The sequence below is a fragment of the Enhygromyxa salina genome (assembly GCF_002994635.1).
GTDB lineage: Bacteria > Myxococcota_A > Polyangia > Nannocystales > Nannocystaceae > Plesiocystis > Plesiocystis salina_B.
In genome coordinates, this window is record NZ_PVNL01000051.1 from 1 (window position 1) to 22,397 (window position 22,397).

Consider the following 22,397-nt stretch of genomic DNA (forward strand, 5'->3'; position numbering starts at 1 on the left):
TCTACGAACGGCGCCTGCAAGCGGGTCAGAAGCCTGACCCGAGCTGAAAACAGTCCGCTGCCCACGGTGAACCAGTCTACGAATGGCGCCTGCAAGCGGGTCAGAAGCCTGACCCGAGCTGAAAACAGTCCGCTGCCCACGGTGAACCAGTCTACGAACGGCGCCTGCAAGCGGGTCAGAAGCCTGACCCGAGCTGAAAACAGTCCGCTGCCCACGGTGAACCAGTCTACGAATGGCGCCTGCAAGCGGGTCAGAAGCCTGACCCGAGCTGAAAACACGATCCGCGCGTGTCGACGATCTTCGCTATTTGAGCAGCTCGAACGCCAGCGTCATCGAGCGCGAGTCGTGGCGCAGCACCGCCGCAGGCGGGACCGTGTTGGTGGCCGCCACGACCAGCGCCTGGCAATTGGCGATCGACAGCTGGCGATAGATCGGGTCGCGGCAGTAGCGGTAATTCTCGTAGTGGACGAGGACCCGGGCGTCGTCGGCGATCTCGGTGTGCAGCTTGGCGGGGCCCTGGCGCAGCCGCTTCCAGACCACGGGGACCTTGAGCAGCACGAAGCGCGCCGACGCGAGCCCGACGACCATGCGAAAGAACCGGCTGATCCCGGCGAGCGCGAGCGCCCGCGCGATCTCGGCGAAGCGCTCGTCGTCACCTTCAGCGAGCTGGGCGTGGAGGACGTGGATGAAGCGGCGCAGCTCGGCCTCGGGGTACCACTCGCTGGTCTGCGCCTCGTCGAACAGGCTGCGCGTGCGCCGGGGTAGGTCGTCCATCAGCGACTGCCAGGCTCGCTCGCCGAACTGCTGGGTGAGGTGGCGGCGAGCGGTCTCGAAGGTCAGCCCTTTGACCAGCTGCTCGTGCTCCGCACCGTCCGCCATCGAGCCCGAGCTGCTCGATGATCGTTCGTCGTCCATTCGCCAATGATACCGCGCGCGGGTGCTGGTGAGTGAGTGAACGACCCGAGCGACTCGAACGACCCCGTCATGGCAGCTGTCCCGGCGTCGACCGGCCCTGTGGGTGGGATCGCCAGCGATCGGGCAGGTCGCAGGCGTCGGTCCCCGCGATCACGCTGCGACCATTGTGAGCGCTCGCGCCCGTGTCGATCCAGTTGGCGTAGGTCGAGATCGGCGTGGGCCCGTGCGCGGTGATCGTCCACAAGGTCAGGTGCTCGCCCGCGTTCTTGAGCCCACCCGCGCCGATGCTGGCGTCGACGACGAGCTGCTTGGTCGCAGGCGGCGGCGCAGGGTCGTTGGCTTCGTCGGCGGTCCAGCCGCTGGCGACCACGATTGCGAGCTCCGACGCGACGAGCGACACGCTGGGCAGCGGGTCACCGACGAGATCATCTCCGTCGAGCCAGGCTTGTTGCAGCTCGGCCAGGGGCACGTCGGCGAGGTACAGGCCGTCCAGATCGGCGCCCTGGGGCCCTGCGCGCAGCTCCACGAACTCCGCGTGGGGCTCGGCGCCGCTCGGGTTGGCGAGGACTTCCGTGATCTGTACGCGGGCCAGCTCGGGATCGAAGCTGGCGTCGGCGACCAGCTGACCGTGGTGCTGGCTGCCGTTGTCGGCCAGGTCTCGCAGCTCGAGCGACCAGCCGATCTGATCACCCGGGACCACGCCCGCGTCGAGCTCGAGGCCGATCCAGCCGGCTTGCGAGATCGTGGCGCGACCCTGCAGCTCATCGACGCTCAAGGTCGCCTCGACGAGCTCGCCTGCGTCGACCCAGATCGCCAAACACCGACCCCGGAGCTGGGCGATCGGCGCGGCTTCCGGGGCCGCGTCGTCGGGGCCGGCCGCGGATCCAAACCATGTCTCGCGTGCGGGGGCCGGCAGCAGGGCAGGGCGACCCAGGCGATCGATGAGGGTCCCGCCCGCGGGTCGGTAGCGAGTGTGGGGCGCCAGGGGCTGGGCCGGCCGCCAGCGCAGGCAGGTGCCGGGGACCCAGCCGGGACAGTCGACCGGATCGACCAGCGCGATGCTGGCGTTGCCGTCTTCGGCCTCGAGCTCGAGCGTCGCGTCGGGCTGCGGCAGCGGGACCGGCGGCCACAGCTGGGTCTGGACGTGGGCGAGGTTGGTCGCCACGTCGACGCTCGCGGGGGTCGGGGCGACCAGCTGCGGCTCGGGCCCGGCGCTGCCCCGATCGGCGGTGACGAAGTCGCGCTGCCAGGTGACGGCGCGACCGTGATCGTCGACGAGCGGCGCGCCCCCGCGGTCGCGCAGGGCGGGGCTGATCAGCAGGGTGTAGCGACGGTGCGCGTCGAGGGGCCGCCGCGGACGAACGCGCAGGTGCGTGCCGTCGTCGTCGAGCTCGTGGTCGAGCTGGATCACGTGGTCCGGGCTGGGGTCGAGCTCGCCGCGGTCGAGCGCGCTGCGATCGCCGGACGACAGCGACTGGGTCTGGCAGCGGCCGCGCTCACAGCTGCCTTCGTCGCAGATCGGAGTGAGGGTGCAGCGCTCGTCGAGGATGTCCCAGGCCGCGAGCACCACGCTGCCCGCGTGCACGGTCGCGGGGTCGATCGGCTCGCTGAACTCGACGCTGAGCTCGGGGAGGACCGAGATCTCGACGCTGCGCGGGCCAGGCAGGGAGCTGGCGACGACTCGGGGGCCGTCGAGATCGACCTGCGGCGGCGCGGCGAGGCAGCTGAGGGTGGTGAGGGTGAGAGACGGGAGCAGGCGCAGGCGGTGCATGCCCGGCTATCGGCCCGCGCGAGCGGGTGTTGCAGCGGGTCTCATCTTTTCTGGTTTCGGCTCGGGCGAGGCTCCTCGCGCGGTTGCAGGCGCCATTCGTAGCCTGAACGGCTCGGCCAACCTGGCTGGCGCGGCGCGGCGGCTCAAGTCACGTGTCGCGCGATCGCGGCGCTGAGCCCCTCCCACAGCCACGCGCAGCGCTCGGCGTGGTTCATCATGTCGGCCCACAGCGCGGGTGGATCGTTCTCGAGCGTGTCGTGCTGCAGCACGCCACCCCAGTCGATCGCGGCCGCCTGCAACAGCGCGTCGTCATGATTGTGGGCCTGGATCTCCTGCAAGAAGCGCTCGGCCATCAGCCCGTAGCCAACCGTGCTCGGGTGGGCCTGGTCCAGCCCGACCAGCCCGCCGGTCTTGCGCCGAACCCCGTCGGGCCCGGTCTCCACGGTGTACGCCAAGATCGAGGGCAGGCGCTCGAGCGCGAGCAACGGGTGGTCCCGAAAGCCCTGGCGACCCAGGTAGTCTCGCAGCGGCCGACCGGGGTCAGCGTGGTGATCGTTGCGCTTGACCGCGAGCTCATCGAAGGTCGCGGCGATGTCGACGAGCCGCCAACCGTGCGCAGCCGTCAACGATCGAATCGACGCATTGAACAGGTCAATCCGCTCATCGATATGGATGACCTGCTCGCGGGTGAGCCACCTGGCGAGCGCCCCCGAGCGATTCGCGTCATTGCGAAAGAACCGGCCGTAGCGCTCGTAGTACTTGCCCTGCTGCCGGCCCAGCCCGTTGGTCAGCGGCAGGATCGTCACATGCGGGACCGTGCCAACATAGACCTGGCCGCGGCCCGGATTGCCCGCCAAGATCTGCGCGATCTCGTCGAGGAGGCGATCATAGTCCTCATGAAACTGCGCCGCCGAGCTCAGGTTGAACCGGCGGCGCGCGATCGGATCCGTGCCGACATAGCTGCGGGGCGTGTCCTCGATGTGCATCTCGAGCACGGTCGCCAGACAGTCGTTGGACCCCAGCCACAAGGTCACCACGTCGATCGGCTCTGCAGCCGCGAGCGCCCGCAGGTTGCCGAGCATCGTCGCGTCGTCGCGTGCGGGCACGCTGGCCGGGTTGAGCACCTGCCGGGCCGAGCGGTACATCGGCGCGCAGGGCAGCCCGAGCGGGTCGTCCTGGATCCGCCCTTCTTGCTGCTCGATCATGGCCGCGCACGCGCGGGGCGTGAGCCGCAGCGCGTCGCCGACCCGAAACCCCCAGGCCGCGAGGTTGTGAAAGTAGGTGTCGGACCGGCTGGGCTTCGAGCCGGGACCGCGCTCGTAGAAGTCTTCGATCTCGTCGAGATAGGCCGGCACCAGCCTGGGCAGCCGCCGCAGCAATTCACCGGTCTCGATCCGGGGCCCGAGCTCGCGCTCGAGGTGGCGCACGAAGTGCTCGAGGTTGAGCGGGTGACCGGCCCCGAGGAACTCCGGGACCCGATGCTGAGCGGGCACACTGAGCCCCAGGCTGCGGGCCAAGATCGCGGGGAACGACCAATCCGGGCGGTGCATCGCCCCGTGCTGGAACCCCTGGGTCAGGCTGTCTCCGAGCGCGACGATCGTCAGTGGGGCCACACCTGACCGTACGCCCGCCGCCAGGATCGGGACAAGCTCGAAGACCGCGCAGCGGGCCGTCGCCGATCAGAACGGAACGTCGATCGCCTTGCACAAGAACGAGACGTAGGGCTTGGTCAGAGCGAAGCGCGCGGCGACCAGGTCGATCGATTTGGGTCCCAGGATCTCGTCGACGCTCAGCTTGCACACCGCGATGTGGTCCTTGCGGCGCAGGTCGTCGATCAACGGGTGGTCCTTGGCGAAACCGCGCGGCGGACGGGTCAGGCTCTCGCCGCCGAGCTCCCACTGGGCCACGAATTTGGCGTTGTCGCGGGCCCGCTTCCAGGCCGGGCCCTCGGTCGAGATGCGCTGGCGGATCGACCCGAGCGTGTCGGCGTCTGGCTTCCACGTGCCCGCGGCCAAGAACACGCCCTCGGTGTCGACGTGGACATAAAAGCCCGGCGCGTGGACGTCCTTGCCGACCTCGTGACGAAACTGAACGCCCAGGTTGGTCTTGTAGGGGGTCTTGTCCGTGGAGAAGCGCACGTCGCGATGGATGCGCATCAGCGAGCCGCCGACCTTCTTGTCGCTCGCGACGAAGTGCTTGGAGACCTTGCTGAGCTTGGGCCCGAGCGCGCGGATGAAGGCCAGCGCGGGCTCGCGGACTTGCTGCTCGTAGCGGGTCTTGTTGGCCTCGAACCACTCCCGGTCATTGTTGAGCGACAGCTCGCCGAGGAACTGCACGAGGTCCGGGGTGAAGCCGGTGAACTTCGGCGGCTTGGATGATTTCTGGGCTGCTGCCATGGGCTGTCCTGGGTGCCGACTCGCCCGATTGTGCCACGTCGCTCAGCGCCGCAGAGCGTCGCGTACCAGGTCGTGGTCGCTGGACGGCACCCGCTGGCCGGCGATGTCCTGGTGGCGCTCGTGGCCCTTGCCGGCGATCAGCACGACGTCGCTGGCTGTCGCGGCCTGGATCGCGCGGGCGATCGCGCGGCCGCGGTCGAGCTCGATCTGGTGAGGGGTCGCGCCGAGGCCTTCGCGGATCCCCTCGACGATGCGAACGGGATCTTCGTGGCGGGGGTTGTCGTTGGTCAGCCAGACGTCGTCTGCGAGGCTCGCGGCGGTGCCCAGCGGGGGTCGCTTGTCCGGGTCGGTGTCGCCGCCGGATCCGATCACGAGCACGACGCGCCCCGAGCAGAGCGCCCGCGCGCTGTCCAGCGCGGCCGAGAGCGCCTCGGGGGTGTGGGCGTAGTCGATGATCACCCGCGGTGCGTCGGCGCGGACGCTGTGTGGCGCGACGAGCTCGAACCGACCGACCGGCGGCGCGAGCAGGGCGATCGCGGCCGCGGCCGCCGAACCGTCGACCCCCAGCGCGACGCAGGCGAGCAGGGCGGCCGCGGCGTTGTGGGCTTGAAACCGGGCGAGCGCCCGCAGCTCCAGCGTACGGGGGATCCGAGCCAGCTCGGGGGCAGGCTTCAGCTCGAGCGCGAGCCCAGCCCAGCTTGGCGTCGCGCTGCAGATCCGCAGGTGAACCGAGACGCCGACGTCGGGCGCGTCCGGCCCCGCGAAGTACAGCGCTCGCACGCCCGGCGGCAGCACCTCGGCGAGCAGCGGCGTATGTGGATCGCCAGCGTTGAGCACGGCGACGCCACCCGGCGGCAGCGCGACGAACAGCTGGGCCTTCGAGGCCAGGTAGTGCTCGAACGAGCCGTGCGTGCGCTGGTGATCGTGGCCGAGGTTGGTGAACACGCCGACCCGAAACGGCCACGCGCGAGCGAACCCCAGCCCCAGCGTCGCGGAGGTGGCCTCGACCGCCGCGTGACGCCCACCGCGATCCCACAGGCGCTGCATCAGCTGGATGAACGCCGCGTGATTGGCTGGCGGCGGCCCGAGCGGCTCGTCGATCCCGGCGGCGACGGTGGTGACCTGCGCGACCAAACCATCTGCCCCTGCCGCCAGACCAGCGGCGATGAAGCGCGTGGTCGAGGTCTTGCCGTTGGTGCCCGTCACGCCGACCGACGTGATGTCATCGGCCCAGTCCGGCGCTGGCGGATAGATGTTCAGAACGTCCAGAACTCCGAGACACAAAACGAGATCTCGCAGAACTCCTGAATGCAGCTGGCCACGCGCTCGGCGTGTTGTGGGCGGACCGCCGACAGGGCCTGCTGGCACGTGAACACGTCCAGGCCGCCGCCGCAGCTCGAGCTCATCGACTCGCAGGTCAAGAGCGTGCGCGCGTCCACGCAGGTGGCCTGCAGCCCGGCGCCCGTGCACTGCTGCCAGATCTGCCAGTCGCAGATCGCCTGGGTGCCGCTGGCGGCGAGCATGCAGTCGACGGCGGCCTCGGCCGCGCGCGGCTGCATGAACTCGGGGAACCCCCGACACAGCGCGAGCGTGGAGTCGAAGCTCTCACAGTGGCTGCTGGGCGCCGTGAGCGAGCAGGCCCTAGGCTGACCGGCGCTGTTGCTGCAGTCTTTGTCGGCGCTGGGCCTGGGCTTGTCCTCGGTGCCGGGCTCGATCTCCAGCCACACCGAGGCCTGCCCGCTGGCCTCGGCTTCGCGATTGGCGAGCGGCTCGGCGTCGTCGCCACTCGAGCTCGCCCGGGCAGCCTTGGCGCCGCTGGCGATGTCGGGGTTGGCAGACTGAGCTTGATTGCAGGCGGCCGCGGCCAGCGACGCGGTCAGGAACAGAAATCGGGAGCGGTCGACGTGCATGGCGACGGCCTCAGTAGACCACGAGTTCGTCGAGCTCGCGCAGCTCGATCTCACCGAGCCCCGCCAGCGCGGTCATGTCGGTGCGGGCCAGGTCCCCGACGATCACCAGGGCGAGGCCGGCGGTCGCCAGTGTCCCGGCAAAGCGGCCCAGATCGTCCAGGGTCAGCTGCTCGAGCGCCGCGAAGCTGGCCGGCCCGGGATCGGCCTCGAGCCCGCGCAGGCGCCAGGTCTCGAACGCAAACCCGTAGCCCCGAAACCGCACGCGGCTCGACAGCATCCGCTCGAGCGCCGAGGCCTGGGCCCGCTCGAACCGCTGCTGGTGGAGGGGGAACTCGCGGAACAGCCGCAGCAACACCGCCGCCGCCTCGACGCTGCGATCGGGGCGCGAGGCCAAGCTCGCCCAGATCAGGTTTTGATCGCCGACGCGACTCCCGGCCGTGTGACCGCCATGCGCCGCGTAGGCGAGCCCCCGCGCCTCACGGATCTCCTGGAACACCAGCCCCGCCGAGCCGCCGACGTACTCGTGAAACAACCGGTAGATCGCGGATCGTGTCGGGTCGTAGGGCTCGCTGGGCAGGTACAGCCCGATCTTGGTCTGCGCGGCCTCGTGGTGCACGACGAAGATCCGCGTGCGCTCGGCTGGCTGGGCGTCGAGCCGCAGCGGCTCGTAGTCGGGCACCGCCAGCGGCGAGGGATCGTCGAGCCCGAGCAGATCGACGAGGGTCTCGCGCTCGTGTGGCCCGGCGTACACGCTCACCCGCGCGTGGGTCAGCAGCTTGCCCGGCGCCGCGCACAGGTCGTCGAGCTTCAGGGCCAGGACCTCGTCGTTGGTCAGCGCCTCGCACAGGTACGGGCTCTTGGGCCCACGCAGCGCCCACTGCTTGAGCGTGGCGAACTTGAAGTCAGTGGTGTCGCGTCGCTGGATCCGCTTGCCGACGACGTCCTCGGCCCAGCGGGCGCGCTCGGCCTCGCTGAGCACCGGCGCCCGCAGCCGCTCGCGCACGAGCGGGAGCAGCTTGGCCAGCGTCGGGGCGCGCCCGGCCATGGTCAGATCCGTCTGCTGGCGGCGGCAGTCGACGGCGACCGCGGCCGCCTCGCGAAACAGCGCGCGGCGGTAGCCCTCGAGGTCGAGCTCGCCGACCCCCGCGCGACCCCACAGCGCCAGCGCCTTGCTTAGCGTGGGATCGTGGGCGCTGCCCAGCCCCACCCGCACGGTCAGCTGAAACAGATCGTTGTTGGGGTTGGGGGTCCGATACAGCAGCCCCGCGGCGGTCGTGCTGCGCTCGGTGTGCTCACCCACCTGCAGGACCTGCAGCTCGAGTGGCGGGGCCGGCAGCGCCAGGACCTCCGTGGACATCTGCGAGCGCGAGTCGGCGTCGAGCTGCAGCTCGCTCAGCCCAAACACGGGGATCTTGCTGACCGGAGGCTCGCCAGCGGTGCGCTCGGCGATCACGAGCTCGTCGCCCAGCCACCGGCGCGCGGCCTCGACGACCTGCTCCTTGTCGATCTGCGCGAGCTTGGCGAGTCGGGTGCGGACCGCGTCCCACTCGCGCTGGTAGGTGAACGCGTCGAGCATCACGGCCGCGCACGCGCTGTTGCTCTCGAGCTTGCGCAGCTCGCCGACCTCGAAGTTGGCGATCAGATCGTCGAGGTCCGACTGCGCGAACTCGCCAGCGCGCAGCGCCTCGACCTGCTCGCGCAGCAGCGCCTCGACCTCGCCCAGGCTCTGGCCCACGCGCGGCCGGCCCCACACGGTCTCGGTCCCGCCGAGCATCCGCAGGTTGGGGTAGGCGCCCGCGTTGCGGACCAGCTGGCGCTGCTCGAGTCGGGTGTCGAGCAGGCCCGTCGAGCTGTTGTCGAGCATCATGTCCGCCAACATCAGGGGATCGGCGTCCTCGTGCTCGCGCGGGACCGTGCGCCAGATCAGGCGGATCTCTTCGTCGCCGCGGTGGACCACGCCAACCCGCGCCTGGCCATTCAGCGGCGCGGGCGAGGGGGCGTCGCGCGAGGGCAGCGGGGCCGCGCGCAGCCGGCCAAACTGGGCCTGCACGATCTCCAGCGCGGCCGCCGGGTCGAGATCGCCCGCGAGCACCACCGCCATGTTGTTGGGCACGTACCAGCTCGAGAAAAATTGCTCGGTCGCGGCGATCGACGGCGTCAGCAGGTGCTCGACCTCGCCGAGCACGTCGCGGCTGTACGGGTGCCCGGCCCAGACCAGCTCGTTGGCCGCCATCGACAGCACCCGCCCCGGGTTGTCGAGCGCGCGGTTCTTCTCTTCGATGATCGTCTCGAGCTCGGTCGGGAACCCGCGGAACACCGGCTCGGTGAAGCGATCGGCCTCGAGCCGGGCCCACGCGTGGAGGCGGTTGCTGGGGATGTCGACCACGTAGACGGTGCGGTCGTGCGAGGTGAACGCGTTGAACCCCCGGGCCCCGAGCCGACCGTAGACCTGCTTGAGCTCGTTGGCGATCGCCCAGCGGTTGGCGGCCTGGTTGGCCTCGTCGATCTGCTCGAACAGCTGCGACCGGGGCTCGCCCGCGGTCTCGCGCAGCTGCTCGTAGAGCTCGCGCAGCCGATTGAGGTGGGGCTGCTCGGCCGCCGCGTCGCGGGTGCCGAGCGAGCGCGTGCCCTTGTTGGCGAGCATGTGCTCGAGGTAGTGGGCCAGCCCGGTCGTCGACGCAGGCTCCTGCGCCGCCCCGGCCCGGACCGCCACGCGGCACGAGATCCACGGCTCTTCCGGGTTGCGGCTCAGGTACACGCTCAGGCCGTTGTCCAGGGTGTGGACGTGGACGGCCATCTCGGGGATCGCGGCTGCTCGCACTGTCCCCCAGGTTAAAGCACCCGCGGCTCGCGGGCTACTGGGGGCTACCGGGGTCGACTGGGAGCCGCCGCGGGTTCTCTAGTTCTGCAGCGAGAGCCGCAGCCCGAGGGCGTCGCCGTGCTTGCCGAACGCCATCACCATCGCCTGAAACGGCACCTTGGCGGCGTCGGGGATGACGGTGCTCAGGTCGAAGTAGGTGAACATGCTCTCGCCGCGCTCGGTGCTGACCGCCAGCGCGGCCGCGAGCCCACCCGCGGGCTGGAAGGCCTCGCCCTTGCCCCGCGCCGCGTCGATCAGGGCTCGCATCGCCGCGCTGTCTTCGTCGGCGGTGGCGATGGCGCCAAAATTGTCGAACGCGGCGAAGTTCACCTGCTGCGATGCGCTGCCCGTGGCCTCCATCATCGCGCGCTGGTCCTCGGGGACGGTCGCGAGGTCGATGTTGGTCGTGTAGAGATCGACGCCGACCCCGTCGTGCTCGACCACGTCGCTGCGATTCTCGACCGAGACTTTCATGCCCATCATGTCGATCCCGCCGTCGGTCTGGCCCTTGGCCAGCGCGCCGACCATGTCGCGCCACGCCTGGCGCATCGCGGTCGGGTCGGTGGACCCGGTCAGCGCCTGCATGCGCATGCCCGGCTTCTCGGTCCCGCTGGGCAGGTTCATCGTCATGGTCACCGCGAACTGACCGTCGAGGGTCTCGGTCCAGCCGGTCATGATCTCGGTCCAGGTCTCCACTGGCAGCGCGCCGCCGTACATCGAGTTCATGGCGGCGACCATGAAGCCCACGAGCGACTCGGTCACCGGTCCGCCGTGCACCTCACCCGACATGAACATGGTCTGGGCAGCGCTGCTGGGCAGCTTGCTAGCGAGCGCGTGGGTGCTCGGGTTCTGGGCGGCGACGAACGCCGCGAGCTCGCTGCCCGCCACCGGGTACGCGCGCGCGTGCAGATCCGTGCTGGTCTGGCTCGCGCTCACGCTGATCACGAACCGCTCGGTCTGCTTGGTCATGCCCAGCAGCGCGTCGACGTACATGCGCATCATCGTCTGCATGCCCGGGTTGGTCGCGGCCAGCTCCGCGTCCATCATCGCCAGGCCCAGCTCGATCTGCGAGCCCAGCGACGCCACGAGCTGCGACGGGTAGATGATGATCTCGGTGTGGTCGGGGTACTTCTGAAGGTTGTCGAACGCGAACGCCTCGGCCGCGGTGACCACCGCTGCCGGGCCGATCAGCGCGAGCCCGTCTCGCTCGCGCAGCTCGCTGCCGCCGGCCTTGGCCGCGGCTTGCAGCTTGGCGAGATCGCTGACCCCGACCAGCAGCGCTACGGGCTTGTCAGCCAGCGATGGGTTGACGACCACGATCGAGATCGGCGCGTCGAGCTTGGCCCCGTCGAGGCTCACGCCGGCCAGCTCATTGAGCATCGTCGGCAGCTGCAGCTTGACCGCCATCGACATGCCCGGCGCGAACTTCTCCACGATCGGCAGCAGGTCTTGCACGTTGGTGCCCGTGGGTAGCTGGACCGTGGCGACGACGTCGCCGACGTCGGCGATCGGGTCCGAGTCCACGGTCGCCGGCGCCACCGCGGGCAGCGGCTTGGGTGCGGGCGGCGGGGTGACCGGCTCGGTGGCGTCGCCCTGCTTGGGTGCGTCGTCGCCCTGCTGCGGCTTGGGTGCGTCGGCCTTTTGGTCCTTGCAGGAGCTGGTCAGGCTCAACATGGCGGCCAGCGCGATGGGAGAGATGCGGCGTCGGAGCGACAGGCTCGGCTTCATGCGCGCCAGGGTACGGCAAGTCCTAGCGAAGGATCGAGAAGCCCTGGAACTCCCCGCTAGCGCTGCCCCACGTCGCTTCACACCCGTCCACCCGCGCGCCGGGCGGGCCCTCGGCGCACCACTCGAGCAGGGCCTGCAGGGCCGGGCGTGGCCCCTCGGCGAGCAGCTCCACGCTGCCGTCGTCGCGGTTGCGGACCCAGCCACGCAGGCCCAGGCGGGTCGCGGTCGACTGGGTGCTGGCGCGATAGTAGACGCCCTGGACGCGGCCGCGGATGCGTAGCTCGAGGCGCTCGGTCATCGCTGGGAGTCTGATCGATTGAGCGGCGTCGGTCGAGGGGGGAGGCTCGCAACATGGTTGAGCATGAACGTGGGCGGGTGTGGGCGACGGTCGTCGTTGTGGTGCTGCTGGGGTGCGGGACCGAGCCGATCCCCGCCGACACAGGCGCCGCGACGGTCGAGAACGGGAGCGCCACAGGCGACGGCGGTCCCTGGCGAGATGGGCGACGGTGACGGCGATTCCGGTGACGGCGATGGCGAGACCTCGGCCTCGGCGTTCGCGTTTCACTCCGGCGACTTTTACTTCGCTACCGAGGGCACGCCGGCCGGCTGCGCCGAGTGTTTTGAGGCCTGCTCGCCGAGCTATGCCGAGTGTCTGGCGGATCCCGAGTGCGCGGCCTCGTTCGAGCGCGCCCTTCAGGCGGTGATGATCTGGGATGATTGCGGTGGGTTGATGCCGATGGAATTGATCGATAAATTTCATGATGAAAATACCTGCCTGGATGTTTGCTTTCCGATTGGGGGGCCGTAGCGTCGAGTGGCGCCCTGACACCGCCTCGAGCTGCACATTGAGCGCGGGCAAACTCTTGCAATTGTGATCGAGCTCGACAGGCACATGGGGTAGACTCGTGCTCAATGGCGCCCCACGATGACACAGCTCAGGCAGCCGGCGAGCCGGACTTTGGCCGGGCCGAAAAGCTGCTCGACTCGGCCCGCAAGGTGCACACCACCATCGTCATCGCCTGCGCGGCTGTCATCGGTCTGTACTGGCCGACCACTCCGCCATTGGGGACCCATTGCGCGGCCGTCTCGGGCATTCAGGCGGTCCAGGGCGCGCTCGAACTCATCAATGGTGCGATCGAGCCAGACGAGAACGTGAAGTGGGTGTGTGTGGTCGACGCCCACGGCGACATCACCGACATCTGGCAAGATGACGGCCAATCGCACAAGTGGATCCACTCGAGCATAGCCACCGCGCCGGTGGAAGTGGTGGTCGCCGACCTGCAGGACTCGACCTACATCGGCGTTTCCAACCACTTTTTCGACCGCGAGCAAGAACTCGGGCAGGCCCAGTTCCGTCCCCAGATGGAGGCGATGCTGACAACGATCGAGCAGCCGCTCGACGATGATCAGCTCACGGAGGTCATGCAGAGGTCGCTGACCGCGCGCGCGATCTGCAGCAGCGCGAACAGAGTCACCATCGAGTTCGGGCTCGACATCCACGAGGCTTGCGCCCAGGTCGAGCAACGAAGCCCTGGCTCCCAGCACGCCTGTCTCGAGCGTCTCGGTGCTCCCGGCGCGGATCAATATCTCGTGGTCCATGATCGCCGGTTCGACTCGCACACGATCGTGTCGCGTAGCCTCGAAGACCAGGTCGCCGACGGCCGACGTCCAGAACTTCGCACGCATGTGGAATCGGCGCGCTCGTTGGCCGCGAGTCCGGTATACGAAGTTGCCCGAGGACGTGCGACAGCGACCGGGTTGCTCGCCGTCCAGCATGATTGGCTTGAGAAATTTCGGGCGTCGTTGAAGCGCGAGAACGTCACGATTGCCTCGATCCCCGCCCCGGAGCTGACGGTCGTCTCGCTGCTGTTGTTGGCGTTGCTCGGCTACTTGAGCGTGACCCTGCGGGAGACACGGCGACTCGTCCGTCGTCATGCCGAGCTGGCGGGGCGGCACTTCGAGGGGTACCAGTGGATCGGAACGTTTCGCAACTACGTCGCCCGCCTGTTGACCGCGCTGTCGGTCGTCCTGCTTCCGTTCATCGCGGTCTGTGTCGGGCGGCTCGGCGACCACTTCGCCGACGAGGTTCAATCGCTCGGCGCCCTGCCAAGCCGCTACTCATGGAAGGTCCTCTGCGCGGATCCGAACAAACCATGGCTCAACGAGATGGCCGGGTGGGGCGCTGACCTCCGTTGGTGGGACCTGCTCTCACTCGCCGTCGGCCTGCTTGTTTTCGTGCAGTTGCGGCGTCTGTGGACTGTCCCCGGTCGCGGCTGGCTCTGCAGGGCGGCCGCCCGCGTGGGAGTGCTCGCCCTACGCCTCCTCGGGCTGGAGGTAAAGTGGCGCGAGTTTGAGGAGCGGTGGTGCTCTCGCGGGCAGAGTCGCCAGCGTGCATCGTCGGGCGGGGTATCGAGCGGCGAGACCGAGCCGGCCGCAGGGCCGGGAACGGCGCTAGCGGTGCCCCTGGCCGAGCCGACTGCGCCATCCCCGCAGCCCCGAGCTGACGACGATCTCGCGAAATAGCGCACGTATTGGTGCCGGATGCCGCCCGGCAAACCGTACCATAGGTGTCCGTGCGACCAGATTGCGTACAGTTTTGGACCAATGGCCAGTGGTCGAACAGCAACCTCCCCCGTCGATACGGCGGGACTCGGGGGTCCTTGGTGCCCAGCGTGGGTCGTTTGTCTAGCGATCTGGCCCAACATCTCGTGCTAGATCCGAAGCCGGGCAATTTTGCGGCTGCGTGAGCCATGCTGTATGACTTACCCTCCCAAGCAGTGGCCAGAGGTATGCGATGAACTCGACCAAACCAACAACCCTGCGGCCACTGAAGGTGTGGTTCAACGCGGCGACGGTGGCCACGGGCGTGTCGATCATCGTCTATACTGCCAGCCTCGCGCTTGGCAGTCCGCTGATGCCAACGCTGGTCTTCTTGTTCGCCATGGTTCCCTCGTTCGCCCTGGGTTGCGTCCTGCCCTACGTGACGCCGATCCGGCGCCGTCTCGAGGCGCGTCAGCGCGAGCGTGACAAGCGGGACGAACAGCTGGTTTTGCAGGTGTTTGCCCAGCTCCCTTCCGCATCCACCACCACCACTCGCAACTGCCCGCCATGATCAGCATGAGCACCACGCCGTCGTCGGCCGCGCCGGACGGTTCGTTCGCGCGTTACATCGTTTGCCACGCGCTCGCCATTGTTCCGCTCTCGCTCATCGGTGGCGTGCTGCTGTTCACGGCGCAGGTCAGCTCGCGGGCAGGCCCCCAAGACCATCGGCACGTGGACACGTGGGTGGTGTGGACGGTCTTCCTCGCGTTCACTTGGTTGGTGTCGTCGATCCTCGAGTACAATCGTCGGCGGGGGGTCCGGGCTCAATTCTGAATGGCTGGTCCAGATCACCAGCCGCCGTCTAACGGTTCCAACACCGCGCAAATGGTCAAGTGTAGTGTGAACGAGCACGCGCGGGGGTGTTACGAGAGGCTTCAGCAGCTCTTGTGGGCTGATCTGTCATCAGACGTGGAGCTCGAGATCGCCCGGCACCTCGAGACACATGACAGCCTGAAGAGCGGAGATCCAACCGAGCTGGTCACCCTGATAGCGAAGGAGCTCCGCTACGGGATGGGGCGGAGTCCCATCCCCAGCATTGCTCAGACAAGCGTCGTGTTGTTCTCGGTCAAAGGGGGGTTGGCATTGCTGAACATCGTAATCGCGCAATTTTGGCTGCCGCTGGCGGGCCTTCCGTTGTTCTTGGCACTGCACACGGGCCGGGTGAATCGTCGCTATATCAGACGCGCACTGGCGATCGCGGGTGACTTTAACACTCCTCTGGGACCAGGGGGGTCGCAGCACTCGAGTGAGAATGATGGGTGATCAAAAGACCATTTGATATTTTCTGACCTGCGCCCGGGGTTTTTAGTTGCCGATCAGGTGGTCGATCTGTATCCTCGCGCCTGTGACCGGGATGTCTGATATGGCTCAACGTGATAGCTCGAAAATGCTCCGTTCTAGTTCGAAGGGTCCAGTAGCCTCTTTTTGGGAGTCCGTGAGAGTAGGGAAGACGCTCGCCGCACGGGCGAGCCTCTCATTGGTCGGCTTGGGATCGCTTTCGTACATTGGTTGGTTGTTGTTCACCGCGGCTCAGTCCACATCAAAGGCCGGCCCCCGGGACCATCGTGACATCAACACTTGGATAGCCTGCACAGGGCTATTTTTCGTGGCATGGCTCGTGTCGACGATTCTCGAGTACCGGCTCGAGCGGGCCGAGAAAATGGGCATGGCTTCACACCCGCGAGTTGACACATGACTGTAATCACACTGCTCCTGTCGGTGCTGTTCAGCGGTGGGCCACAAGAGTGCGCCGAGGTCGAGACGATGGACCCAGCGCTCTACGACGTTCGATGCGACGACGGCTCCGCGCTCATCAACCCCAGGGGCGACATCAACAAACGCTGCGTCCTGGATGGGTGCAGCATCGCGTCCCAGAGCTGCTGGGACTACCGGTTAGAGCACTGCTACGACAACGGTGTTCTGAATGGTCAATGCGAGCTCGCGTCCGAGACGTGCACAAATACCCCCGCCTGTCTGCACTTGATGGCGTTCTGCAGCGGGACCTTCGAATGTGCCAACGACGACATTTGGAGTGGTTGGTGCGTCTGTGAAGAAGAACAGTGAGCCTGGCCCGATCTGAGAACAGCTGCTAGCCTCCCTTCGTGAACCGGCACGAGTGCCTGCGCGGGCTGTCCCGCGACCACCACCACGCGTTGGTCCTCGCGCGGACCCTGGTGCGCGTCAGCGCAGAACCACCCACCGATCCCGACAGCTTCGTCGCCGAGATCCGCACCCAGTGGACCGCCGAGATCGCTCCGCACTTCACCGCAGAGGAGCGCGAGCTGCTGCCGCTGAGCGACTGCGGCGATCAGCAGCTCCGCGCCCACGCCCAGCGGATCCGCTCGGACCACGCCCAGCTGCGCCAGCTGCTCGACACGCTCGCGCCGTCCAACCTCGCCGACCAGGCCCCCGAGCTCGGACAGCTGCTCGCGGCCCACGTCCGCTTCGAGGAGCGCACCTGGTTCCCGGCGCTCGAGGCCGCGCTCGATCCTTCCACGCTCGAGGCGCTCTCCCACCGCCTACAGCCGATCCCCGAGTCGCAGATCACCGGCTTTCACCGCGACGACGAGGACATCTGGGTCGCCGAGCTCGACTGCGGGCACGCCCAACACATCCGCCACGCGCCGCCGTTCTCGCTGGCTGCGTGGGTGAACGAGCCAGCTGAACGCGCCGCGCACCTCGGCACCCGCCTGCGCTGTCAGCTGTGTCGGATGCCGCGGCGTCCGCCCTGCGCGACCATGTACAAACAAACCCCCGAATACGATGAGACCACGATCCCCGCGGGCTTGCTGCGGAGCCATCGCCTGCGCGGGGGCGCGTGGGGGGAGATCGAGGTGATCGCAGGGACGGTCGAGTACGTGCTCGAGGATGAAGACAACCTGACGTTCGCGCTGCGCCCCGGCGTGCTCGGCATCGTCGCGCCCGAGCGGCCGCATCACATCGCGCTGGGTCCGAGTGCGCGCGTTCGCGTTCGTTTCTGTCGCTGCGCCAAGCTCGAGTAGGGCGCGTGTTCGGCCAATCCCGGCCGGGCTGCTACCATCGAAGCGTGCCACGCGAGACCTTCGACTCGGAGATCGGCGACGTCCACGAGCGGCGCGGCGATCGACCGTCGTTCACCAGCGAATTTCGGGGCGCCTCGGAGTCGCTGATCGAGAGCGAGCGGCCGCCGCGGATCCTGGACGCTGGACGCCGCGGCCGGCGATTTCTGTGGGTCGTCGTGTTGGTCTGCGCGGCGCTGGTCGGTGGCGGGTGGGCGCTCTGGTACTGGTCGGCGCCGATCGGCGAGTGGATCGCTGGGCTCAACCCCGCCAACGACGACACGCCCGCAAGCGAGCCGCCGGCTGAGCCGGAGCCTGCAGTCGAGCCAGAGCCCGCGGTCGAGCCGGAGCCGGACGAGCCGGCGAAGGTGTTTGGGATCCGCGGTGCGCCGGACGATCCAGCCCCGACGCCCGTGCCCGAGACGCCCGAGCCTGCGACCCCTGACTCCGAGACGTCCCAGCCCGCGACCCCGGAGCCGACGCCCGAGCCAGCCCCGACGCCCGCGGTCGTCAGCACGACGATCCAGACCACGGCGACGCAAGTGCGTGGCAAGGTCTCCGACGCCGCCGTGGCAAATCGCCTCGCGCCCGTCGACGCGGCGCTGCCAGGCTGCTGGGCCGAGGCGATCACAGCAGGCGCGACGGCCAAGGTCGATCTCGAGCTCAGCTTCCAGATCCGCTGGAGTGGTCGCGCGAACAGTGTGGCAGTGACGGGGGGCTCCGACGCGCTCAACAAGTGTGTACGGGCGGCTGTACCCACAGCAGGATGGCCCAAGCCAAGCGATGGCGGCGACGCGAAGGTGACCCGCAGCTGGACGCTCGGTGGCTGACGCTGTTCAGCTAAGAACAGTCATCTAGCGAACTCTCCACAACAGTTGATCTCTGTGGTGGTTTTACCGATGGTACCCCCGTTCGCGCTCATTCGTTCGCGATGGAGGAATCATGTCTCGACAATTCAAATCGATGTTGGCCGGCCTCTCGGCCGCGCTCGTGCTGGCTGCGCCTCGCTTGGCGTTGGCGGCCCCACCCGGTCCTGCAGAGGCGGTCGAGGAGGCGGCTCCCGCCGCTCTGACCCCGCAGTGGTGGCAAAATACAGTCGGCTCCCTGCTCTCTGATGACCTTCTGAGTATGGGTCTGCACCTGCTCTTGGGTGTGTTGCTGTTTCTCGCGGGCTGGCTGGTCGCGAAGTTGGTCTCGTGGGCCGTGTATCGGATGCTATGCAAGACCGATCTCGACAACAAGCTGGCCAACAAGCTCGGGCTCAAGCTGTTGCTCGAAGACGACGACACCAAGCGTGACCCCAACGCGCTCGAGCGGGGCGTCGCGCAGGTCGTGTTCTATCTGGTGATGGCGCTGGTCGTCGTCGGGGTGCTCGACTTCGCCGGCCTCGAGCAGGCCGCGGGGCCGATCCAGGGCTTCGTCGACACGGTCATGCAGGCGCTGCCGCTGGTCGGCAAGGCGGTCCTGATCATGGCCGTCGCGACCATCGCGGGGTTGATCCTGCGCAAGGTCGTGACCAAGGCGCTGGATCTCGCGCGGGTCGACAAGCGCTTCGCCGCTCTCGATGCGCCTGAACCTGGCGACGCGAAGGTCGACGCCAAAGCCGACAAAGACGCCCCCAGGCCGTTCTCGCAGACGGCCGGTCAGGTCGTGTTCTCGCTGGTCATGATCATTGGCCTCGCCGGGGCGTTCGACGCCCTGCAGATCGAGGCGATCTCGGTCCCGCTGAGCAACGCGATCAACACCTTGCTCGCGCTCCTGCCTGCGATCGGTATCGCGGTGCTGATCGCCGCGGGCGGCTGGGTGCTGGGCAAGATCGTCCGGACCGTGACCACGCGCGCGCTCGAGTCGCTCGGGTTCGACAAGCTGGTCGCCAAGGCCCGGCTCGACGGGCTGTTTGGCAGCTCGAGCCCCAGCAAGGTCGTAGGGTGGTTGGCGATGGCCTTCATCGTCGTCCAGGCCGCGATCGCGGCGCTCGACCGGATCGGCCTCGAGACCCTGTCGGCCCCAATGACCGACATGATGGCGCAGTTCTGGGCGTTGCTCCCGGCGGTGTTGATCACGACCTTGATCGTGATCTTCGGCGTGTTCGTGGGTCGTCTGTTGCGTGGGATCGTGCAAAAGACCCTCGAAGGGATCGGGTTTGACCGGCTCATGGACAAGCTCGGGTTCGGGAAGATCGCCGAGCGCGACGACGATCTCGCCAAGCCCTCGGGCCTGGTTGGGTTCGTGGTCCAGGGCGCGGTGGTGCTGCTCGCGGTCGTGCAGGGGCTCAACAACCTCGGCCTCGATCTGTGGGCGGGCTACGTCGACGCGTTCTTGGTGTTCTCGGTGACCCGGGCCGCGGTCGCGCTGCTGATCGTCGGCGTCGGCTTCACGGTCGGCAACTACGTCCGCGACGTCATCGAGGCCCGCCAGCGCGGCGAGCAGCCGGCCGCTGGCGCCGCCGAGGGTGGCGACGCGCCTGGTCCGGTGTGGATGGCAGAGTTCGCGCGCTACGTCGTGCTGGTGTTCGCGTTCACCATGGGCATCCACCAGCTCGGTGTCGCCGAGGACTTCGTGCTGCTGAGCTTCGCCCTGCTGTTTGGCGCGCTGTGCCTCGCTGGCGCGCTGGCGTTCGGGCTGGGCTCGCGCGAGCTCGCTGGTGAGATCGTTCGCGAGCGCTACCGCAAGGCCAAGCTCGACAACGTCGCCAAGCCGGCCGCCAAACCGCCCGGCAAGGGACTGTTCGATAAGTAAGTCGCACCTGGCGCTCGCGCGCGAGGATGCTGTCGGACCGGCGGGCGCTTGCGCCCGCCGGTCTTGTTGCTGAAAGCCGGTGCGGACCGGACGGTCTCCAGGCATGGGCTTTGCTTCACGTTCGGGCATGCCAGGTGGGTTTGCGCGCACGACTGTGAAGCTGCGATGGGTCGGCCTCATCGCCCTGTTGGCGACCTTGGTCGTCGGTCTGCTGATGACACCGGGGACGATCCAGGCGCTCGAGCCGGGCGGCTTCGAGGTCACCCGCGGCACGGTGGCGCAGACCGAGGAGCAGCTGGCGGATCGGTTTGGCACGGCCCAGGTCGATCTGTTGATCCTGGTTGGCGACAGCGGCCACGGCTCGCTGGTGGCGGACCCCGGCGCCCGGGCCCGACTGGGGACGCTGCTCGATCGCCTGCGGGCCCGGCCCGAGGTCATTCAGGTGGTCGGCCCCGAGCAGCTGCCGCTCAGCTTGTCTCGAGATCAGCGCGAGGCGGTGCTGATGGTGTCGGTCCGGGGTGACGAGCGAACTCAGCAAGCCGAGTTCGGACAGCTCGAGGCGGTCGCGCGCTCGGTCGAGGGGCTCGAGGTCGCGCTCGGTGGCAGCCTCGCGGCCAACGTCGACGCCCAGCAGCTGGCCCGCGAGGATCTTCAGCGGGCCGAGCTCGTCGCGCTCCCGATCGCGCTGTTGATCTTGCTGATCTACTTTCGCCGGCCGCTGCCCGCGTTGCTGCCGATCCTCGTCGGTGGATTTGCGATCACGGGGACCTTTCCGCTGCTGCGCGGCCTCGCGGAGCTCACCCCCGTGTCGCTGTTCGCCCTCAACATCGTCGTGTTCCTGGGGCTCGGGCTGGCGATCGACTACTCGCTGTTCATCGTCCAGCGCCAGCGCGAAGAGCTGGCGATCGGCAACCCGGTCGACGTCGCGCTTCGGCGCACGCTGGCGACCGCTGGCAAGACCGTGCTGTTCTCGGGGATCGCGGTGATCGTCAGCTTGCTCGCGCTCGCGTGGGTGCCGATCTCGCTGCTGCGCAGCATCGCGCTGGGGGGGACCTTGGTCGTCGTGCTCGCCAACGTCGGCGCGCTGGTCATCCTGCCGACGCTGCTCGCGCTGCTCGGTGGTCGGGTCGCTGGCGAGGGCGTGCTCGGGGGCGGGTCGATCGACCCGCGGATCGAGAGCCCGCACGGGCGCGAGGGGGCGTGGTCGCGGATCGCAGCGGCGGTCATGCGACGGCCTGGGGTCGTCGCTGCGATCGTCGGCGCGGCGCTGTTGCTGACCGGCGCTCCGGTCCTGCGCCTGCAGACCGCGCCCGCCGACGCGCGGATGTTCCCGCCGACCAGCGAGATCCATCGGGTCCACGCGGCGCTCAGTGACAGCGAGCGGTTCACCGTCGATCCCAGCGCGACCCAGCTGGTGCTGGTCACGACCGCCTCCGGCGGGTCGATGCTGGCACCCGATGCCCTCGCGGCCCTGCAGGACTACGCGCAGCGGCTCGAGAGCATCGAGGGCGTGGTCGCGGTCAGCGGGCTCAACTCGGTGTTGGGCCCTCAGCACCCGTCGCTGGCCGAGCTGCTCGCGGCGCCCGTGGTGCCGCCGGCGTTGCAGGCCGAGCTCGACGCCCTCGTCGCTGACGACGCCACCTTGCTGCGGGTCGTCAGCCAGCTGCCGAGCGCGTCGCCACAGGCACGGGCGCAGCTCGCCGCGATCGAGGCTCGAGCGCCGCACGAGCTGGAGGTCGCGCTCGCTGGCGCGGCGGCCCACGCCCGCGAGCTCGATCGTGCGCTCGCCGAGCGGCTGCCGTGGGCCGCGCTGACCGTCGCGCTGTCGAGCTTTGTGGTGCTGCTGCTGGCGTTTGGCGCCCCGGTGATCGCGCTCGAGGCGGTGATCATGAACGTGCTGTCGCTGACCGCCAGCTTTGGTGCGCTGGTGTTCGTGTTTCAGGACGGCCGGTTCGAGCAGCTCCTGGACTATCGCTCGATCGGGACGATCGAGCCGACGGTGCCGGTCATGATGTTCGCCTTGGTGTTCGGCCTGTCGATGGACTACGAGCTGTTCTTGCTCAGCCGGATCCGCGAGGCCTGGCTGCGTGACGCCGACAACTCGCGCAGCGTGATCCAAGGGCTGACCCGAACAGGGGCGATCATCACGACCGCCGCGGTGATCCTGATCGTGTTCGTGCTCGGGCTGGCCGCGGGGACCCTGGTGTTCATGAAGCAGCTCGGGATCGGGATGGCGCTGGCGATCCTGATCGACGCGACGCTGATCCGCATGTTGCTGGTCCCGGCGACGATGGGCTTGCTCGGCAAGTGGAACTGGTGGTCACCCGCCTGGCTGACGCGGATGCGCGCGGCGCTGGGGATCGAGCTGCGCGAGGGCGAGGCGGAGCGCGAGCGAATTGCCCAGGGGCCAGCAAACTCGTAGATTGGAGTTCAGTTCGG

Annotated in this window: 20 protein-coding genes; 10 read left to right on the plus strand and 10 right to left on the minus strand. The window is 68.5% G+C overall.

All coding sequences use genetic code 11. From position 1 onward, the window contains the following. The 10 genes from ENSA7_RS45025 to ENSA7_RS12905 form a co-directional block, all read right to left on the minus strand. Positions 1-215, minus strand: a 215-nt coding sequence (locus ENSA7_RS45025) for a hypothetical protein (RefSeq protein WP_219907958.1), incomplete at its 3' end; no start/stop codon positions are given. 88 nt (positions 216-303) lie between these two features. Further along, positions 304-915, minus strand: coding sequence for a hypothetical protein (locus ENSA7_RS12865; protein WP_106089568.1), 612 nt, complete (start codon positions 913-915; stop codon positions 304-306). A 67-nt stretch (positions 916-982) separates the two neighbouring features. Further along, positions 983-2,686 (minus strand): Ig-like domain-containing domain, encoded by a 1,704-nt coding sequence (locus tag ENSA7_RS12870; RefSeq protein ID WP_106089569.1) that lies wholly within the window; start codon positions 2,684-2,686, stop codon positions 983-985. A 143-nt stretch (positions 2,687-2,829) separates the two neighbouring features. Beyond that, positions 2,830-4,299, minus strand: coding sequence for an SGNH/GDSL hydrolase family protein (locus tag ENSA7_RS12875; RefSeq protein ID WP_181233692.1), 1,470 nt, complete (start codon positions 4,297-4,299; stop codon positions 2,830-2,832). A 66-nt stretch (positions 4,300-4,365) separates the two neighbouring features. Further along, positions 4,366-5,082, minus strand: a complete 717-nt coding sequence (locus ENSA7_RS12880) for a DUF2461 domain-containing protein (protein WP_106089571.1) — start codon at positions 5,080-5,082, stop codon at positions 4,366-4,368. 42 nt (positions 5,083-5,124) lie between these two features. Continuing rightward, positions 5,125-6,450 (minus strand): UDP-N-acetylmuramyl-tripeptide synthetase, encoded by a 1,326-nt coding sequence (murE, locus tag ENSA7_RS12885; RefSeq protein WP_280524000.1) that lies wholly within the window; start codon positions 6,448-6,450, stop codon positions 5,125-5,127. Continuing rightward, positions 6,339-6,992, minus strand: a complete 654-nt coding sequence (locus ENSA7_RS43585; RefSeq protein ID WP_181233694.1) for a hypothetical protein — start codon at positions 6,990-6,992, stop codon at positions 6,339-6,341. The genes murE and ENSA7_RS43585 overlap by 112 nt, the downstream gene beginning before the upstream one ends. A gap of 10 nt (positions 6,993-7,002) precedes the next feature. Continuing rightward, a complete protein-coding gene (locus ENSA7_RS12895) occupies positions 7,003-9,813 on the minus strand; it encodes a M16 family metallopeptidase (RefSeq protein ID WP_146157639.1) in 2,811 nt (936 codons plus the stop codon). A gap of 78 nt (positions 9,814-9,891) precedes the next feature. Then, positions 9,892-11,580, minus strand: coding sequence for a hypothetical protein (locus tag ENSA7_RS12900; protein ID WP_106089575.1), 1,689 nt, complete (start codon positions 11,578-11,580; stop codon positions 9,892-9,894). Positions 11,581-11,602: 22 nt separating this feature from the next. Further along, positions 11,603-11,878 carry an acylphosphatase gene (locus ENSA7_RS12905; protein ID WP_106089576.1) on the minus strand — a complete coding sequence of 92 codons (276 nt, stop codon included), beginning with the start codon at positions 11,876-11,878 and terminating at the stop codon, positions 11,603-11,605. A gap of 53 nt (positions 11,879-11,931) precedes the next feature. Here ENSA7_RS12905 and ENSA7_RS43590 point away from each other — a divergent pair, with 53 nt between their 5' ends. The 10 genes from ENSA7_RS43590 (at position 11,932) to ENSA7_RS12955 (ending at position 22,380) form a co-directional block, all read left to right on the plus strand. Continuing rightward, the gene (locus ENSA7_RS43590; protein ID WP_181233695.1) at positions 11,932-12,090 is read left to right on the plus strand and encodes a hypothetical protein; all 159 of its coding nucleotides are present in this window, start codon (positions 11,932-11,934) and stop codon (positions 12,088-12,090) included. Then, complete coding sequence (locus ENSA7_RS12910) at positions 12,077-12,388, plus strand: hypothetical protein (RefSeq protein WP_106089577.1); 312 nt, start codon at positions 12,077-12,079, stop codon at positions 12,386-12,388. Before ENSA7_RS43590 ends, ENSA7_RS12910 begins: the two co-directional genes overlap by 14 nt. 104 nt (positions 12,389-12,492) lie before the next feature. Further along, complete coding sequence (locus tag ENSA7_RS12915; protein ID WP_106089578.1) at positions 12,493-14,103, plus strand: hypothetical protein; 1,611 nt, start codon at positions 12,493-12,495, stop codon at positions 14,101-14,103. A gap of 271 nt (positions 14,104-14,374) precedes the next feature. Continuing rightward, on the plus strand, positions 14,375-14,692 hold the full coding sequence (locus ENSA7_RS12920) for a hypothetical protein (RefSeq protein WP_146157640.1): 318 nt from the start codon (positions 14,375-14,377) through the stop codon (positions 14,690-14,692). Continuing rightward, the gene (locus ENSA7_RS12925; protein ID WP_106089580.1) at positions 14,689-14,955 is read left to right on the plus strand and encodes a hypothetical protein; all 267 of its coding nucleotides are present in this window, start codon (positions 14,689-14,691) and stop codon (positions 14,953-14,955) included. The genes ENSA7_RS12920 and ENSA7_RS12925 overlap by 4 nt, the downstream gene beginning before the upstream one ends. 918 nt (positions 14,956-15,873) lie before the next feature. After that, positions 15,874-16,245, plus strand: a complete 372-nt coding sequence (locus ENSA7_RS12935; RefSeq protein ID WP_106089582.1) for a hypothetical protein — start codon at positions 15,874-15,876, stop codon at positions 16,243-16,245. A gap of 38 nt (positions 16,246-16,283) precedes the next feature. Then, a complete protein-coding gene (locus tag ENSA7_RS12940; protein WP_106089583.1) occupies positions 16,284-17,183 on the plus strand; it encodes a DUF3565 domain-containing protein in 900 nt (299 codons plus the stop codon). 44 nt (positions 17,184-17,227) lie between these two features. Beyond that, a complete protein-coding gene (locus ENSA7_RS12945; protein WP_106089584.1) occupies positions 17,228-18,049 on the plus strand; it encodes a hypothetical protein in 822 nt (273 codons plus the stop codon). A 133-nt stretch (positions 18,050-18,182) separates the two neighbouring features. After that, positions 18,183-19,958 carry a mechanosensitive ion channel gene (locus ENSA7_RS12950; RefSeq protein WP_342352827.1) on the plus strand — a complete coding sequence of 592 codons (1,776 nt, stop codon included), beginning with the start codon at positions 18,183-18,185 and terminating at the stop codon, positions 19,956-19,958. A gap of 103 nt (positions 19,959-20,061) precedes the next feature. After that, positions 20,062-22,380 (plus strand): MMPL family transporter, encoded by a 2,319-nt coding sequence (locus ENSA7_RS12955; protein WP_106089586.1) that lies wholly within the window; start codon positions 20,062-20,064, stop codon positions 22,378-22,380. The last annotated feature ends 17 nt before the right edge of the window (positions 22,381-22,397 follow it).

Coding starts and splice junctions, on each gene's coding strand:
- ENSA7_RS12925 (WP_106089580.1), top strand. CDS start 14,689: ATGATCAGCATGAGCACCACGCCGTCGTCGGCCGCGCCGGACGGTTCG.
- ENSA7_RS43585 (WP_181233694.1), bottom strand. CDS start 6,992: ATGCACGTCGACCGCTCCCGATTTCTGTTCCTGACCGCGTCGCTGGCC.
- ENSA7_RS12950 (WP_342352827.1), top strand. CDS start 18,183: ATGTTGGCCGGCCTCTCGGCCGCGCTCGTGCTGGCTGCGCCTCGCTTG.
- ENSA7_RS12900 (WP_106089575.1), bottom strand. CDS start 11,580: ATGAAGCCGAGCCTGTCGCTCCGACGCCGCATCTCTCCCATCGCGCTG.
- ENSA7_RS43590 (WP_181233695.1), top strand. CDS start 11,932: ATGGTTGAGCATGAACGTGGGCGGGTGTGGGCGACGGTCGTCGTTGTG.
- ENSA7_RS12935 (WP_106089582.1), top strand. CDS start 15,874: ATGACTGTAATCACACTGCTCCTGTCGGTGCTGTTCAGCGGTGGGCCA.
- ENSA7_RS12865 (WP_106089568.1), bottom strand. CDS start 915: ATGGACGACGAACGATCATCGAGCAGCTCGGGCTCGATGGCGGACGGT.
- ENSA7_RS12910 (WP_106089577.1), top strand. CDS start 12,077: ATGGGCGACGGTGACGGCGATTCCGGTGACGGCGATGGCGAGACCTCG.
- ENSA7_RS12905 (WP_106089576.1), bottom strand. CDS start 11,878: ATGACCGAGCGCCTCGAGCTACGCATCCGCGGCCGCGTCCAGGGCGTC.
- ENSA7_RS12920 (WP_146157640.1), top strand. CDS start 14,375: ATGAACTCGACCAAACCAACAACCCTGCGGCCACTGAAGGTGTGGTTC.
- ENSA7_RS12880 (WP_106089571.1), bottom strand. CDS start 5,082: ATGGCAGCAGCCCAGAAATCATCCAAGCCGCCGAAGTTCACCGGCTTC.
- ENSA7_RS12955 (WP_106089586.1), top strand. CDS start 20,062: ATGGGCTTTGCTTCACGTTCGGGCATGCCAGGTGGGTTTGCGCGCACG.
- ENSA7_RS12870 (WP_106089569.1), bottom strand. CDS start 2,686: ATGCACCGCCTGCGCCTGCTCCCGTCTCTCACCCTCACCACCCTCAGC.
- ENSA7_RS12915 (WP_106089578.1), top strand. CDS start 12,493: ATGGCGCCCCACGATGACACAGCTCAGGCAGCCGGCGAGCCGGACTTT.